The 15,677-nt window shown below is 63.1% G+C and carries 16 protein-coding genes; 5 read left to right on the forward strand and 11 right to left on the reverse strand.

Annotation, left to right across the window (positions count from 1 at the left end):
- Positions 1-46 precede the first annotated feature (46 nt).
- From JQ566_RS18055 to JQ566_RS18090, 8 genes are all read right to left on the reverse strand, one after another.
- Positions 47-619 carry a type II toxin-antitoxin system VapC family toxin gene (locus tag JQ566_RS18055; RefSeq protein WP_212374055.1) on the reverse strand — a complete coding sequence of 191 codons (573 nt, stop codon included), beginning with the start codon at positions 617-619 and terminating at the stop codon, positions 47-49.
- Complete coding sequence (locus tag JQ566_RS18060; protein ID WP_212374057.1) at positions 609-905, reverse strand: hypothetical protein; 297 nt, start codon at positions 903-905, stop codon at positions 609-611. Before JQ566_RS18060 ends, JQ566_RS18055 begins: the two co-directional genes overlap by 11 nt.
- Positions 906-1,292: 387 nt before the next feature.
- On the reverse strand, positions 1,293-1,481 hold the full coding sequence (locus tag JQ566_RS18065; protein WP_212374059.1) for a type II toxin-antitoxin system VapB family antitoxin: 189 nt from the start codon (positions 1,479-1,481) through the stop codon (positions 1,293-1,295).
- 252 nt (positions 1,482-1,733) lie between these two features.
- The gene (gene vapB / locus JQ566_RS18070) at positions 1,734-1,973 is read right to left on the reverse strand and encodes a type II toxin-antitoxin system VapB family antitoxin (protein WP_212374061.1); all 240 of its coding nucleotides are present in this window, start codon (positions 1,971-1,973) and stop codon (positions 1,734-1,736) included.
- A gap of 143 nt (positions 1,974-2,116) precedes the next feature.
- Entirely contained in the window at positions 2,117-3,427 is a 1,311-nt protein-coding gene (locus JQ566_RS18075) for a site-specific DNA-methyltransferase (RefSeq protein ID WP_212374063.1), read from the reverse strand.
- Positions 3,428-3,532: 105 nt separating this feature from the next.
- On the reverse strand, positions 3,533-4,048 hold the full coding sequence (locus tag JQ566_RS18080) for a hypothetical protein (protein WP_212374065.1): 516 nt from the start codon (positions 4,046-4,048) through the stop codon (positions 3,533-3,535).
- Positions 4,049-4,056: 8 nt separating this feature from the next.
- Positions 4,057-4,707, reverse strand: coding sequence for a hypothetical protein (locus JQ566_RS18085; RefSeq protein ID WP_212374067.1), 651 nt, complete (start codon positions 4,705-4,707; stop codon positions 4,057-4,059).
- Positions 4,708-5,155: 448 nt separating this feature from the next.
- Positions 5,156-5,671, reverse strand: a complete 516-nt coding sequence (locus JQ566_RS18090; RefSeq protein ID WP_212374069.1) for a hypothetical protein — start codon at positions 5,669-5,671, stop codon at positions 5,156-5,158.
- A 182-nt stretch (positions 5,672-5,853) separates the two neighbouring features.
- Here JQ566_RS18090 and JQ566_RS18095 point away from each other — a divergent pair, with 182 nt between their 5' ends.
- The 5 genes from JQ566_RS18095 to JQ566_RS18115 all read left to right on the forward strand — a co-directional run bounded on the left by JQ566_RS18095 (position 5,854) and on the right by JQ566_RS18115 (position 11,378).
- Positions 5,854-6,099 (forward strand): helix-turn-helix domain-containing protein, encoded by a 246-nt coding sequence (locus JQ566_RS18095; protein WP_212374070.1) that lies wholly within the window; start codon positions 5,854-5,856, stop codon positions 6,097-6,099.
- Positions 6,100-7,063: 964 nt separating this feature from the next.
- Positions 7,064-8,311: an efflux RND transporter periplasmic adaptor subunit gene (locus JQ566_RS18100; RefSeq protein ID WP_212374072.1), complete on the forward strand. Its 1,248-nt coding sequence runs from the start codon at positions 7,064-7,066 to the stop codon at positions 8,309-8,311.
- A 38-nt stretch (positions 8,312-8,349) separates the two neighbouring features.
- Complete coding sequence (locus JQ566_RS18105) at positions 8,350-9,039, forward strand: ABC transporter ATP-binding protein (RefSeq protein ID WP_349643335.1); 690 nt, start codon at positions 8,350-8,352, stop codon at positions 9,037-9,039.
- A gap of 9 nt (positions 9,040-9,048) precedes the next feature.
- The gene (locus tag JQ566_RS18110; RefSeq protein ID WP_212374075.1) at positions 9,049-10,209 is read left to right on the forward strand and encodes an ABC transporter permease; all 1,161 of its coding nucleotides are present in this window, start codon (positions 9,049-9,051) and stop codon (positions 10,207-10,209) included.
- Between the two features lie 2 nt (positions 10,210-10,211).
- Positions 10,212-11,378, forward strand: a complete 1,167-nt coding sequence (locus JQ566_RS18115) for an ABC transporter permease (RefSeq protein WP_212374078.1) — start codon at positions 10,212-10,214, stop codon at positions 11,376-11,378.
- Between the two features lie 58 nt (positions 11,379-11,436).
- On the opposite strand, the gene JQ566_RS18120 is transcribed toward JQ566_RS18115, so the two are convergent.
- From JQ566_RS18120 to JQ566_RS18130, 3 genes are all read right to left on the reverse strand, one after another.
- The gene (locus JQ566_RS18120) at positions 11,437-12,822 is read right to left on the reverse strand and encodes a hypothetical protein (RefSeq protein WP_212374080.1); all 1,386 of its coding nucleotides are present in this window, start codon (positions 12,820-12,822) and stop codon (positions 11,437-11,439) included.
- 113 nt (positions 12,823-12,935) lie between these two features.
- Positions 12,936-14,321 (reverse strand): hypothetical protein, encoded by a 1,386-nt coding sequence (locus JQ566_RS18125; RefSeq protein WP_212374082.1) that lies wholly within the window; start codon positions 14,319-14,321, stop codon positions 12,936-12,938.
- Positions 14,314-15,651, reverse strand: coding sequence for a hypothetical protein (locus JQ566_RS18130; RefSeq protein WP_212374084.1), 1,338 nt, complete (start codon positions 15,649-15,651; stop codon positions 14,314-14,316). Before JQ566_RS18130 ends, JQ566_RS18125 begins: the two co-directional genes overlap by 8 nt.
- Between the last annotated feature and the right edge of the window lie 26 nt (positions 15,652-15,677).

The following is a 15,677-nucleotide window of genomic DNA, read 5'->3' on the forward strand; positions in this document are numbered from 1 at the left end:
TAGTACTTGCGGTACCGCGAACATCTTGCGCGATAGGAGGCATCGTTCACGCCTGCCGATAGAGAATGATCGAAACCCCGGGAACAAGCTGGTTCAGAAAGTCGAAGTCGCCGACATTCCCTGTCAGGACGCTGGCACCTATACTGCGCGCCTGAAGATAGATCAGCGCATCGTTGAGGTATTTCCGCTCATGACCGGCCCCCTTCGGCGCGCCGCTGAGACGAACCAGCTCGCCCGCAAGCATCCCCGCTTCGCCCCACATTGCGGTGTCCGGAGCTTGCAAGCGATGCGCCGGAATGTCTTCAATCACACCTCGTACCGCTTGCAGCACTGCACTCGTTGAGGGGTGAGCCGGATCGAGCCGCCCGAACACATGCGTTAGCTCGGCAAGGCAGACGGCCGAGTGGTGGCACACGCGATATGTCAGCAATTCATCGACGGCGACCGGGGTGCGTGCCTGCAAGACGTCGAGATAAACGCTGGTATCGAGAATTAGCGCGCCGCCGATCAGCGGTTCGTCGGATACCCAGGCAAGCTCGACATCCGGCCGTCGCGTTATCCGCTCCGAACGCTTGTGCGGCTTCAGCCTTCGCAACGCTGCCTGGAGATCAAATGGCAAGATCGATATCTGCCGGGATGCTTCCCTTGCGCCGGACAAGACGCGCGCCGAAGTCGTCTTCGAGCGCCAAACGCGACAGGGCGAGCTCCAAAAGTTCGGTATCAGAAGATACGTGAGCCCGTTTCTTAGCAGCTTCGATCAGGCCTGCCGGCACGCGGCCGGACAAGCGCGTGTTCTTGGCCTCACCGAGCAGCCCGACGGCGCGCGCCTGCTCAAGCACAAGCCGGTTGCGCTTAAGGGCGATCTGCTCCTCGGTCTCTGTCGACGTGCGGGTCCGCACAACCATGGCAATCTCCAACGTTCAACAAAAGATAGCTATTGTTCAACGGCTTCGCAAGGCCGGAAACAAGAGGTTGCGCTCGGCGTGCGCCCACCGGGCCATCGCTGCTGCAACATCAATCGGCTGTTTCGCCCTGAGGCCGGCGCGGGATGTTCAACAGGATCGAGGCTCGCGGCTTGGCATCGGGCTGGCTGCTCGGCCATGAAATTCCTTGCTGGTGCGTGGCCCTTCCAAACAAGTGGTCCCCCGGACGACTAGCGATCGCAATGCGCCGCGCTGTGGATCGGCTTCATCGCACAGGATGGGATGAGCCAAGGGGGGCAATGATCATCGGGGCAGTCCGCGCTCGTCATAGAGCAGATCGCCGTGGTCGGTCGAGCGGGTACGGTTCTTTCAAGTGTCGATGCAATCCCGGCCGATCGCCAGCAAGCGATCCGATAGGCCTACGCCTTGCTCGCGGCGAACCCGCTCCAGCCGCTCACGAACAGCGTTCGTGACAGCAGCTGTAAGTGACTCCCCGGTCCGCTGGGCAAGCTCTGTCGCCAACTGATGCGCTTGTGGGCTTTTGATGTTTAAGCTCATTTTCTACCTTCTACCCGACAAACCAGCGCATTCAAGTCTCTGATACATCGCTAGTTTGCTTGGGCCGGTTTGAGAACCTCAACGGCAGCCCTACTGAAGCACTGCTCGACGTCCGCGAAGGTCCCGGGTCACGACCATAGTCGCAGCGTGTTCCGTGTAGGCCTGCCAACGGCTGATGGCGACATCGACATAGAGCGGGTCGAGCTCGATCGCGGCTCGCTCAACGGCACTTCTCGCGCAGGTCGATGTAGGTCAACATCCAAACGGCTCACGCTTCTCGGCTGGAGGCTGCTCGCGCTCCGTCATGAAATCCTTGCTGACGCCTGGTCCGCTTCCAAATAGATCGTCCCACCGCTTGCCTTGAGGCACGATCAGGCGGCTCCGGCCGATCTTCAAAATATCAACGTGATGCACGCTCGCTGGAAACGCGACTGCTTTGGGCAGCCGGACCGCCTGAGTGCGGTGGCTGGTGAAAACCGTGGAACGGGTCATGGAACAAGCCTATCCAATCGGGATATACGCACCTGAAACGACGAATTTTGCAAGCAGCAACTTGCCTTTGGGGCATCAGGCAACACTCCGGAGCACATGTTTGCTGCGCGAAGCCAGCACCCGTCAATTGTGGAGATTTCGTCCTACTGAAGGGGATCACCGCGACGCTGCTCGACCTCCGCGAAGGTCTCCCCTGTTACCGCCATAGTCGCAGCCTGCCCGGTATAGGTCTGCCAACGGCGGATGGCGACGTCGACATAGAGGGGATCGAGCTCAATCGCGCGAGCCCGCCTGCGGCACTTCTGCGCAGCCATGATGGTCGTGCCGGATCCGGAGAAGGGGTCGAGCACGATGTCGCCGCGACGCGAACAATCCTTGATGGCGTCGATCACCAGCGCGGTCGGCTTCACCGTCGGGTGCATCTCGAGCTCGCTCGCACGGCTCGCGCTAAAGCCGTTGATGCCGGCGTAGTCCCAGACATTGGTGCGATAGCGGCCGTGCTTGCCGAGCTCGATCGTGTTCACGTGCGCCCCCTGCCCCACCTTGTAGACGAACACCAGCTCATGCTTGGAACGGTAGAACGAGCCCATGCCGCCGTTGCTCTTGTTCCAGACGCACAGGTTCTTCAGCTCGGAGTAGACGCCCCCGGCCGCCTTCAGCACCTCGTCCATATGCCGCCAATCCATGCAGATGAAATGGATGGCGCCATCCACGCTCGCCTGCGCCATATTGCCGAACACCACAGCCAGGAAGCCGGCAAACTCCAAAGAGCTCATCTCACCAGAGGCCATCTTGAATTCGCGGTGCTTGACCGCGCCGAGCCCGCTGACATGCCCGTCGATCGGCACGTTGTAGGGCGGGTCGGTGAACACCAGGCGCGCCTGTTCGCCATCCATCACATCGGCGAAGGAGGCGGCATCGCAGGCGTCGCCGCACAGCAGGCGATGCTCTCCCAACACCCAGAGATCACCGAGCCGCGAGACCGGATCTGACTGAACGGCCGGAACGAGATCGCTTCGGTCAGGCTTCTCGCGCGCCGCTTCTCCGTCCACCAACAGGTCGATCTCGGCGGTCTCAAAACCGGTCACCTCCACATCGAAATTGATCTCGACCCCCATCAGCTCGCGCCAGAGCTCGCGCAGCTGGTCCATGTCCCAGTCCGAGTTCAGCGCGATCTTGTTGTCGGCGAGCGAGAACGCGATCTTCTGCGCGGCGGTCAAATGGCCGACCCGCAGCACCGGCACCCGTTCCAGCCCGGCCATCCGCGCGCCCTCGACCCGGCCATGACCGACCAGGATCATGCCCTCCTCATCCACCACAACGATGCTGTTGAAGCCGAACTCGCGGATCGAGGCCGCGATCTGATGCAGCTGCTTGCGCGAATGCCGCCTGGCGTTGGCCGGGTTCGGCTTCAGCTCGGCAATGGGCAGGTGGTCGACGCGGAAATCACTCATGAGACCTCTCCAGCAGTCAGGCCTCAACTATATCATCATCTATCAATATACTTCAAACACACTCGCCCAATAGACGACCCGCGATCGCGGCATTGGTTAATCCGATCACCCCTTGATCGTGATCTCGATATCTTCGGGCCGCACGCCAAAGGTGGCGGCCAACGCTTTCTTCGCCTCGGCGATGGTCAGCCCTCTCCGCGCCTCATCAGAGCCGGTTGGCCGCGCGTCGGGCACCGGTTGAAACTTCAGCCGCTTGAGCTGAATCCCGAGCTGCTTCAAGCCGATATAAGCGACCGGGTTGCGCAGCTCCTTGCGCCAGACCTCCGCAACGGCAATGTCGGCGAACTCCGAGATTCCGATGTGGAAACGAGCCTGCCCTCGCGAGTTCTTGGTCTCATCGAGTGGCGCGAGCAATGAAATCCGGCCGACCAGGAATGCGGCCCGAGCCGGAACGCCCTCGGCCTTGTTATCCCAGTCTTGCCGCCTGCAGCAAACAAGATAGGGGCATTGCTCGACACTCTTGGGACTGAGGACCCAGCCCCGGGACCCCGCATGCCTCAGGATCTCTTGCCGCGTCTCGGAGGTAAAGACGACTACTGCGGCGTCATCGGCTTTGGTCATGCTCGGTCTCAATCCAAGTCGGGGGCGTGGTCGGTCACGGGCATGTTAGCAGCCCCGTGGGCGACCATAAGCTCGATACCAGCCTGGCGCAGCACGCGGCTCGGCTTCAAGCGCCCGTAAGCACCCCGCTCGTTGCGTGCGCCGTGCACCAGCAACAGCAGCTTATCTGCGAGCTCGATGGGATCGCGCAAGCCCGCGGCCCGACACAATCCGACCACCCGCCGCCGCTCCGCCTGCCAATGTTCTTCGATCTCCCTCAGCAGCGGATGCTGCTGCTTGCGAGGCTCAAACAATTCCGCCGCTGTGCGCGAGAGCAACACTCGCGGCTCCATCATATAGCCGATTTGATCCTCTTCGAAGGCAAGCCACCACCGCAGCTGTGATGCGGGATCGTTCGGATACTCCGCGGCGAGACCGCGCCAGTATTCCTCGCATTCCGCGATCAACGATTTGATGAAACGAGCCACCAACGGATCACCATTGCCGAAATACCTGACCAAGGTGTCCATGTTCGTATGCGCCTCGTGAGCGATCAAGCTTGGTGCGACCCTGATCCCGAGCAGCCGAAACAGCTTGTCGGCAGTCTCGATCAAGCGCTCCTTGGCGGGCTTTTCGAACTGGGAAGCAGGCGGCTGTACCTTTTTGGGAAGCTGCTGCATCAAATTGGCTCCTCAATCATGTATGAGCCAACTATAGCATAACTTGTGCCAGTCCCGCCCCTACCCGCGGGGCTCCAGGCGAGTTATCCCTGCGCAGCCTCGGGCCCCCTTGCACGAGAACCACGATCCTTATTCGCCCCGGCACACCGCTAAGGCATTGTCTTTATTGATTGTTCTTGGGCGGAATTCGGCGAGCGCGCCGCAAAGCCCTGGGTTCTGCGCGCGATTTAAAGGATTTCGGACCTGTCGGAGTGCGGAGAGGACGCAAATCTCCTCCACGGCCTTCCCTGGGCCTTGGAGGGGCTATCGACTTCTCTGCTCTTTTTCGCCTCGCGCGATCGTCCGCAGGGCTACAGGCCTGAACTCAAGCTTTAGCCGTCATCGAGAGAACGAGCGGCCTCGCCAACCGAACTCCGGATCGCTGGCCGCTCTTCTCTCTGGCGCCGCCCTAGCCGAACAGCCTGGCGAGCAGCTCATCCGCGCTATCGACCTGCTCGAAGCAGGTCTTGCCGAGGTCGCGGTGCATTGGGCGTTCGAGCTTCTGGCCGTTGCTGTCCGCGCGCGTATGCCGGCTGACCTTCGAGCCCAGATCCGGCAGCCGCGCTCCCGGCTGGCCGCCGAACCAGAAGTAGCGCTCGAATGCCAGCGTGCGCTGGTCGACCTCGAGCCAAATCACGCAGCCGCTGGGCTTTTCGAGCAGCCGGGTGCTGACCGTCACGTGCCGGACGCTGGAGCCGGCAAAGGTCGACTTCAGCTGGACGTGCCGGAGGATCCCGTTGGCTTCCAGCACGATGTCGTAGCCGCCCCGGTCCACCTCGCTCGTGAGCACCTCGATGTCGTGGCGGCCCTGCTGCCAGCGTGCGGCCATGAGCTGCCCGAGAAGAAGATGGAGGAGCGCCTGCTCCCGAATGTTCGAGGCGCGAGAGTGGGATGTCGTCGAATCCTGATGCAGTTCAGTGAGCATTGTGAGTCTCCTTTTGGGGTTAGTCATACCCCGCCATTGCGCTCCGCTGACCGCACAAGTCCAGCACAACCGAGCGCCTCGCCAACCAGCTTCGCACCTGAGGGTTAATTCTATCCTGTTTTGGGATAATCCCGTTCTAGGATCAGATTGGCTGCCGCCGAATCGAAACGCGCCCGGCGGCCATGGAAAAATCCCTCAAATCCGCCGAATATGCCCGCCTGATCGCCCTGCTTGTCGCAACGCGACATAAAGCCGGTATCCGTCAGCAGGCGCTCGCCAAGAAGCTCCGCAAACCGCAATCTTTCATAGCCAAGTACGAAGGTGGCGAGCGGCGCCTTGACGTCATCGAGTTCATCACCATTGCCGAGGCGCTTGGGGCTGACCCGCTGAAACTGCTTCGGCGATGGATGCGCGACAGAAAACAATAGAAGTGGGCTTTTGCTCTCGCCGAACCCGGGCGGGCTTCATCACTGGTCGGCTTGTCGGACCAAACCGGAAGTGGCTGATCCGCAGTCAAACCGACGCGGTTGACCCTTAGCGGACGAGGCTTTGCACCAGCTTCCCGGAGGCTCCCACACCAGGCACGCAGCTCACGTCCATGCTGCCGAGGACAAGCTTTGACCTGGAGCGGACTCGTCAGGACAAGATCGCGTTCTCTAAACAGCTCGCGACCTCGATTTTGTGCGCGGAAACCTGAGATCAACATCACGCGCGCGTGGCGGCCAGCTCTTCGAGAAGCCCTACGGTGGTCGTCAGGCTTCGGCCCGGCGGCGTTATTTGATTGGCCACCTCGCGCGCCCGAGTGGCGCATCCTAACTCCAGAACAGTCCGGAGGTCATGGCGAAGGGTCGCTTGCGTCGTTGCGGAGAAACGACGCGAGGTACCGACACCCAGGCGTTTGATCCATGTCGCCTATACCGGCTGGTCGGCACCGATGCAGAGGCTGCGCAACTTGAACCAATCCTGGAAAACCTCCGCCTCGAGCTGGCGTTGGGAATCGGGGCCGTAAGAATTCACCGGACATAGACCGGCCGACTCGGCAAACCGTACGAGATTGGGAGGTACGGCCATGCTGACGTCGCGACCGTGGCGCTGCCAGCTCACGGGCAACCGCAGCCGCAGGCTCATGCCTCTCGTGTACCGTGAACTGCAATGGCAAACTTAATGGTCCCGCTCCGGTTTTTCGCGGCGTCGAGTTATGGCGATCGCGTCGTTGCGGGGCCCCCATCGGCTACGCTTCGTCTTAAGAAGATTTGGAGAATACGAAATCATGGATGTCAAGGGCGGCCCTTCATGCTAATTGACAGTGGTCAAGCGCATGGCTTACGGCTTTCTCAATAGATATTTTGTTCAAAGTCTGCGCTGTTTTGTTCGGAAATCCATGATCAAACCATGACTTTGCCCCAGGCCCTGAGCGACGGCGCACCCGACGCCTCCGATTTGTCCGCGCTTGCAATCGACCGTAGCGCCGGCTCGCGGCGTCGCAGACAATTCCGCCGCATCCTGGGGCGCATCCTTTTCCTCGCCCTGCTTGTCGGCATTGGAGGCGCGACATGGGTGTGGCGCCAGCATGCGCAGATCGTCGTCGAGACGGCGGTCGTCTACTCCGTCTATCCGTCACAGGCGCTGACGCTGCTGAACGCGACCGGATACGTCGTTGCGCAACGCAAGGCCTCCGTCGCCTCGAAGGCCACCGGCCGTCTCGAATGGCTGGGTGTGCTCGAAGGCAGCAAGGTGCACGAAGGTGAGGTGATCGCCCGGCTCGAGAGCAGCGACACGGTGGCGGTGCGCGACCAGGCCGCCGCCAACGTGCAGGTTGCGGAAGCCAACCTGGCACAGGGGCGGGCGGAGCTCACGCAGGCGGAAATCGCTTTCAAGCGCTCCGAGGCCCTTGGCGAGAAGAACATCATCAGCGAATCGACCCGTGAAAGCGCCGAGGCACGCCTCGCCAAGGCGCGTGCTGCGTTTGCCGGATATGGGGCCGCCATCGCCGCGGCGCAGGCCAATCTCCGCGCCTCCGAAGTTTCAGTCGGGCAGACTCAGATCCGAGCGCCCTTCGACGGCGTCGTCCTCACGCGGCACGCCAACGTCGGCGACACGATCACACCGTTCTCGCAGGCTGTCGACACCAAAGGCGCGGTCGTCACAATTGCCGACATGGACTCGCTGGAAGTGGAAGCCGACGTGGCGGAGTCGTCGTATCTGAGCATCCACGTGGGGCAACCGGTCGAGATCCAGCTGGATGCGATCCCCGGCGAGCGTTTCGAGGGCGTGGTCAGCCGGATGGTGCCGACCGTGGATCGTGCCAAGGCGTCAACCCTCGTGAAAGTCCGGTTCGTGCAGCGCGACCCGAGGATGCTTCCGGACATGAGCGCCAAGGTGGCGTTCCTCGAACGTGAAGTAACGGAGAAAGAGCGCAAGCCTGTTCTTGCAGTGCCAATGGCGGCCATCTTCGAACTCGAGGGGCGACCGCATGTCTACGTCGCCGAGGATGGCAAGGCCCGCCTGCGCAGCGTTGATGTCGGCGCGAAGGTAGGCGACCAGATCGAGGTCCGCGACCTCAAGGCAGGCACGCGCGTCGTGGTCCGGCCGCTGGAAGATCTCGTCGACGGGCGCGCAGTGAAGCAGGCCACGAAGTGACCGTACTCCGCATCTCCGACCGGCCCGCCGGAGAGGACGTGCTGATCGCGCTGAGCGACGTAAGCAAGAGCTACCGACGCGGCGCGCAGATCGTCCCGGTCCTCTCCGGACTCACCTTCGACATCCGTCGCAAGGAGTTCCTCGCGCTGATGGGTCCGTCGGGGTCGGGCAAATCGACAATGCTCAACCTGATCGCCGGCATCGACAGTCCTGACCAGGGCTCGATCAAGGTGGGGGGCGAGGACATCACGCTGCTTCCGGAAGCCGAACTCGCCGACTGGCGCGCGGCGAACGTGGGCTTCATCTTCCAGTTCTACAATTTGATGCCCGTGCTCACGGCGCTCGAGAACGTCGAGCTACCTCTCACGCTCACCAGCCTGGGGCGGCGCGACCGCCGGGACCGCGCGCAACTCGCGCTCAGCCTGGTCGGCCTCAGCGATCGCGTCAAGCATTTGCCCTCCGAACTCTCGGGCGGACAGCAGCAGCGCGTGGCCATCGCGCGTGCGATCGTCACCGACCCCACGGTGCTGGTGGCGGACGAGCCGACGGGCGACCTCGACCGGCAGTCGGCGAAGGAGGTGCTCGAGATCATGCAGCGGCTGAACCGCGACATGGGCAAGACGATCGTGATGGTCACACATGATCACCGCGCAGCCGCGCATGCCAAGCGCATCATGAGTCTGGAGAAGGGCGATCTTTCCTATCTGGTGGAGCAGCGCCTTGAGTGAGCGCCGGTCATGAACCAGTGGCTTACGCTCGTGGCCCGCAACGTCTTGCGTCACCGGCTCCGCACGTCCCTGACGCTCGTCGGGCTCATCGTCGCGATCCTCGCTTTCGGCGTGCTCCAGACCGTCGTCAAGACTTGGTACGCGGGGGTGGATGGCGCGGTTCCCTCGCGGCTGTTGACCCGCAACGCCATCTCCTTTGCGCTGCCGCTGCCGAAATCCTATCAAAAGCGCATCAGCGCCGTCGAAGGCGTGCGGCGGGTCACCCACGTGAACTGGTTCGGCGGCATCTACAAGGATCCGAAGAACTTCTTTCCCCAGTTTGCGATCGATGCCGCGAGCTATCTCGATGTGTTCCCCGAGATCCTGGTTCCGGACGAGGTGCGTCGCGCCTTCCTGCACGAGCGCCGCGGCGCGATTGTCGGGCGCAAGCTCGCCAAACGCTACGGCTTCAAGTCGGGCGACGTGATCCAGTTGCGCGGGACCGTGTTCCCCGGCAATTGGGAGTTTCTGATCTGCGGCGTCTTCGACGGCAGGGATCCCAAAACCGACACGTCGCAGCTGTTCTTCCGCTGGGACTACCTGAACGAAACACTGCGTGTGCGCTCCAAGGCACAAGCCGACCAGGTGGGGGTGTTCGCCGTGGACGTCGTCAGCCTGGATAGCGTCGCGGACGTCAGTCAGGCCATCGACGAAGTGTTTCGAAACTCGCTTGCCGAGACGCTCACCGAGACCGAGCGCTCTTTCCAGATCGGCTTCGTGAAGCAGACCGAGGCGATCCTCATTTCCATTCGTGTCGTCTCCTTCGTGGTGATCTTCATCATCCTGGCGGTCATGGCGAACACCATGGCCATGACGGCCCGCGAGCGGCTTCGCGAATACGCCACTCTGAAAGCCATCGGCTTCAGCCCCGGCTACGTGGCGCGATTGATCCTTGGGGAATCCGTCCTGATCGCCTCGATCGGCGGTGCGATCGGCATCGGGCTCACACCCCCGGTCGCCGCGCGCCTTGCCGAACTCTCCGCCACGCTGTTCCCGACGCTGATCGTGAGCCTCAACACGGTCATGTTGCAGGCACTTGCAGCGGTGGTGGTCGGGGTTCTCGCTGCGATCCTGCCGATGCGCAGGGCAGCCCGCGTCAGGATCGTCGACGGTCTTCGGGCGTTGGGCTGACCATGCCGCTGCTGCTCTCCTACAGCTTGCGAAACCTGCAGGAGCGCAAGCTCACCAACTTGCTCACCGCGACAGGCATGGCTCTCGTGGTGTTCGTCTACGCCGCCGTGCTCATGCTCGACTCCGGACTGAAGCAGACGCTCGTCGCGACCGGCGAAGACACCAACGTTATCTTCGTGCGCCGCTCCGCGGAAGTCGAGATCCAGAGCCTGATCGACCGCCGGCAGGCCAGGATCATCGAAAGCCAACCGGAAATCGTCATCGGAGCCGAAGGAGCGCCGCTCGTATCGAAGGAAGTGGCGGTCCTGATCGCGCAGCCAAGGCGCAAGACCAAGCAGGCGAGCAACCTCCTGATCCGCGGGATCGGTCCGGCCGCCTTTGCCGTGCGCCCGCACGTGCAGATCGTCGAAGGACGCATGTTTCGTCCTGGATCGAACGAGATCGTCATTGGCCGCGCCCTCGCGGGACGTTTCGAAGACGTGGAGATCGGATCGAGTCTGCGGTTTGCTCAGCGGGAATGGAGGATCGTAGGCCGGTTCGACGCGGGCGGCAGCGGGTTCGATTCCGAGATATGGGGCGACAGCGAGCAGCTCGTGCAATCGTTCCGGCGCGACTTTTTCTCGTCCATCACGGTGCGGCTCGCTGATCGTTCCGGCTTCGACGCCCTCAAGGCGCGCCTCGAAGCCGATCCCCGCCTTACCATCGAGGCCAAGCGCGAGCGCATCTTCTATGAGGAGCAGTCACGCCTGCTCTCCGGTTTCATCCAGATTCTCGGGCTCACGCTCTCGGTGATGTTCTCGCTCGGCGCTGTCATCGGCGCGACGATTACGATGTACGCGGCCGTGGCCAGCCGCATGATGGAAATAGGAGTGCTGCGTGCGCTCGGATTTCGACGCTCGCGAATCCTGATTGCATTCCTCGTAGAGGCGTTGCTGCTCGCGCTGATCGGCTGGACCGTTGGAATTTTGTTCGCATCACTGATGACACAGGTGAAAATCACGACGCTCAACTGGACGTCGCTGTCCGAGCTCGCATTTCGCTTTGTGCTGACGCCCGAGATCGTGCTGCGCTCGCTCGTCTTCGCCCTCGTGATGGGCTTTCTCGGCGGTTTCCTGCCGGCCGTGCGGGCCGCCCGCATGAAGATCGTCGACGCGCTACGCGTCGCATGAGCGCCCTCCCGCTCTTCATCCTGATCGTGGCTCGATATTCGTTATTGATCGGCTCTCGTCAACTCACAGTCGCGCACAGGCACATATCCGAGAGCGCAGCGCGCACAAATGGCGCCAACTGAGCGCGGGTCGTTACGCGGTCTGGCCCGTATCCCTGCACGGTTGCGAATAGCCGCTCGCCGACGCGGTAACACGGGATGAACAGCAGGCCACCCAGCCGTTCGAGCTCGGAAGCCGTATAGCGCTCCAGCAGAGAAATCTGCAGAAGCGATGCCTCGCCGCAGGGGCGGTTCACGTCCAGCGGCAATTCGCCGATCAGGCTGCAGCCAACGGGAAGATCCGCACCAAGCGCCTCCCGCTCCAGACGGCGCGCCAGCCACAGGGGCACATAGGGGATCAGCGGAAGCAGCGGCGACACGTCATCGCCGTTCCGGATCAGCGAGGCCAGTGCAGCCTTGATATCCCGCTGCAAGGCCTGCGGATCGTTGCGGCAAGTATCGGGGTCCACCATCACGGTGATCGCCCGCAGCGCGTTGCCTCGTCGGTCGCCGGAATGGCGGTCGCTGACCGGCAGCACCAGCTTCACGCGTCCTGACGCGTCCACGCGGCCTATCTGGGAAGCGAGCCGTGCCACGAATGCCATGATCAGCGTGTTGCTGGTAACGCCCAGATCGGACGCGCGCCGTTGGCACGCCCCTGCGTCCATCACCACCTGCACGAGCGGCACGTCCACTGCCGGCTCCAAGCAATTCCGGCTGCTTGGCGCGCGGGAGCGCGGGCGCGGCAAGCCCGCCCTCCCCCTGCGCGCCCGCCGCACGAGAGCCACCACGGCGCGCCAAACGCCAGGCAAGGCGCGCAGGCTCTCGACGCTGTCGCTCGCCAGCATCGCTGGAGACCATCGCCCGGACGGGGCGGTGAACCCGTAGTCGACGCGTCGCCCAGCCACCGCGTCGGCGATGGCCTGGCCGGCGGCTTGCATGTCAGCGATCGTGTGCGACACCAACATTGTCAGCGCGCAGCCACCGCCCTCCAGCGCCTGGACTACCAGGCGCCAGCCAGGTCCGCGCTCGGGATCGACCGGCAGATCGAGCAGCAGACGCCGCAAATTGTGGAGAGACTCGTCGGGCAACGGGTTGCGAAGCCACATCACAGGGCCTGGCGCAGGGTTCTCCACCCAACGGTGCCGCCCCCAAGGCAATGGTGAACGCTGCAGCCGGCGCCCCAGCAACCCCCGTGTGAGCCGCTCGCTGAACTGCGTCACGGCGGCTTCATCGATCGCCTCAGGATAGATCCAGGTGATATGCAACACCGGCCCGCGTCCGAGCGCCCGCAATCCGACGAATGAGGCCTGGTCCATATAGCACAGAACGTCGTCCGCCCCGGCATCTAGGTCGCTCGCGCCGCCGCGCCGTCCGAGCCGTTTGTTGGCCGGCGAAGAGCTCACCCCCCACGCCCCCTGTCTTCTTGCTGCACGATGTGACCGCTGCCCGTTCAAAAGTTGGTCTTCCATTGATACAGAATTCACATGCAATAGCCGGCTTCGTTCACGTACCGGGATCAGGCGTCGATGACCGCCTCGAGTCCAAAATCGGCGAGCGTTCGAGAGACTACCAGGCGAAGTTCGTCGGCCGTGGTCGGCGTGGGTTGCAACTGGCAGGCTTCTATGCACAGAGAAACCTCCTGGCCGTAGCGAGAGGCCACGACGACGAGATGACCATGGGAACGCTCCAGATCCTGGCGCGTGACGTTGACATCGACGGCTCGCGTCAGCAAGCGCCGGCACGGTGCGCCGTCGATGCGCGCGAGCCCGTCCGGCAGCATTCCAAGATCGGAGCAGCTCACCGGCAGCTCATCGGCATAATCAAACAACCGGTTCACAAGCGTCTTTGCGGCGGTGCGGGGCATCCAGGCGATGGCAGGGAGCAACGAAGTCAGTAGATCGGTCTCACTTTTCCTCGCGCCACGAAGCAGCGCCCTCGCCTCATTCACGGGCTCCAGATTCCTGGTGAGGCCTTCAGGCGCGACGTTCATCATGTGGAATTCAATCGCCAGCGCGCGTTCGTCGGCCAGCCCACGCCTTCGGCTTCTTGGGACAAGCAGGCTGATCGCGCCGTCCGAGAATCGGCGGCGGCCCAGACGCGATGCCAGGGACGCCACGAAGCCCGGCAGCAGCGTACCCATCCCACCACCGAGCCGCTGCTCGCACGCGGACCAGATGCGTGACGCAACAGTCACCGCGACAGCTGGGAGCTCGATGATCGTTGATGGAGCGTGACCCGCCTCGGCGGCTGCAATGGCCTGGTCCTTCGCGGGAGCGGCGGACCTGCTCCAGTTCGCCCGCGCAATCCGAGCGAGTGCGTCGACCGTCTGCGGGGCGTCAGCAAGGATCTGCAACGCGTCAGACACGCAACCTGACAGCAGCCCGCGAGCGCCTTTAGGCAAGTACTGATTCGGAACGCCCGTACCGTTCACGGCAGCCGCGATGACGCGCAAGGCTCCCATCCCGTCGAGCACCAGATGCGAACCGACGATGCTCACGGCCGTGCTGCCATCATCGAATGACTGGATGGCCATTCGCCCGGGGGGACCGATGACAGGGTCTATCGGTGCGCGCGCCTGCTGGTTGGCCCAGTGCAGCAGCTGCGATCGTGGCAGCAGGTCCGAGCCATGCTCGAACGGAATGGACCCTGCGGCCGGCTTCACCCAACGCGGCCTGCCCCATGGCAAAGGTGACGGCTCAATGAGCCGATTGAATGACAGGGCGGTGAGCCGTTCGTATGTTTGCACCAGCGCGTCGAGATTCACGTCACGATCATAGATCCAGAGGCATTGCATCAACTGGCTCCGGCCGGTGACCCTGAACAATTCGTAGGCTAGTTGGTCGAGCCAGGCGAGGCGGTGCCTCGCGCATGTGGCGTTGCAGGCCGTGCTTGTCTCAAGCATCGAAAAACTCGCCCGCGAGTTCGTAGTCAGCCAGGAGCCGTTCGACCAGCGCACGAAGATGCTGAGGCTCCGTTACCACGCCAGGCTGGTAGGCAACAAAGCTGAGGGCGATAAACCCGGGTATGACGCCGGCGAAGAGTGTGGCCACGCCTTGACGGGCCTCGATCGCGCGGCGCGCGACCGGGCGGTCGATGCCGCGAAAGCACATTCCATCAGCCGCATGGCCGTCGATCTGGAGCACGTCCTTGGGCAAGTCGCCCAAGTTCGAACATGTGATCGGCAGGTCGGCGAGCGCGCCAAGCGCAAGATGGCTCGCGGCCGAAAATGCCCGTGGAGGCACAAAGGGCACCAAGGGCAGCAGCTTGGCAAGTCGATTGGGCTCCCGTCGCGTCCGCAGCAACGTAGCCCGCAGACGCCGCTGCAACCCATGCAGGCGGCCGCGCGGCTCGTCGACACGCACCTTCAATGTGGCAAGCGCGACGTCGTTCCCGCCGGTGTGCGACAGACTCTCGCGCTGGTTCACGGGGAACAACAAGGTCACTTCTTCGTCACGGACGCGACCGAGCGCCTCGGCGAACGCCGCGCTCATCGCTGCCAGGAGCGCGAGACGGTTCGCTCCGCGGCTCCGCGCCCTGGCGTCCCAGATCGACGTGGGTACGCGTAGGAAGGCGGACGGAAACACGACCATCCGGTCATCTGCGGCTGGCAACACCGACGACGCAGCGGCTGTGTTGGGCGTGCCGAGCGAGGTGTATGCCTTACGGCCCAGTTGGCCGAGCGCTCGAAATGTCGCTGGCGCGTCACGCAGAGCGCGCTGGAGCTCGGCACCCAGCGTTGCCGCCGCACGCTGCGCCGTCGAGACTCCAGGATAGATTGGAATTCGCCTCTCTCCGCGCACAGCGTCGCTCACGGCCATTGCAATCGTCAGTCCGTCTGCGATGCAGTGCGACACCACAAGCGAGACCACGGTGGAGCCATCTGTGAAGCCTTGGTGAGTCAAGTTCCATGCCGGTCCGCGCACGGGGTCCAATGGAAGCTCGACCTGCGCGTCGGCCCAGGCCTGCATCGCCTCAGGAGCGAGCGGCGGCTCGGCAGCAGCCAGAGCAGCCGACGTCGGCGGCGCGCTGGCCCATTGGTGTCGCCCGAACGGAAGCAGCGCCGGCCGGATCAGCCTCGCCAGATGACCATGCGCGAGGTGGTCGCGAAACCGTGTCAGCGCGTCTATGTCTACGGGCCGCAGATAGCGCCACAGCCCCTGAATCACCGCATGCTGCCCGAGCGATACATGCGCCAGATAGAGTGCCTGATCTGCGAAGGACAAGAACGCCATCGGCCTACGCGACACGTTCGCGGGGT

It is taken from the genome of Bradyrhizobium sp. SZCCT0231 (genome assembly GCF_018130245.1).
Lineage (GTDB): Bacteria > Pseudomonadota > Alphaproteobacteria > Rhizobiales > Xanthobacteraceae > Bradyrhizobium > Bradyrhizobium japonicum_F.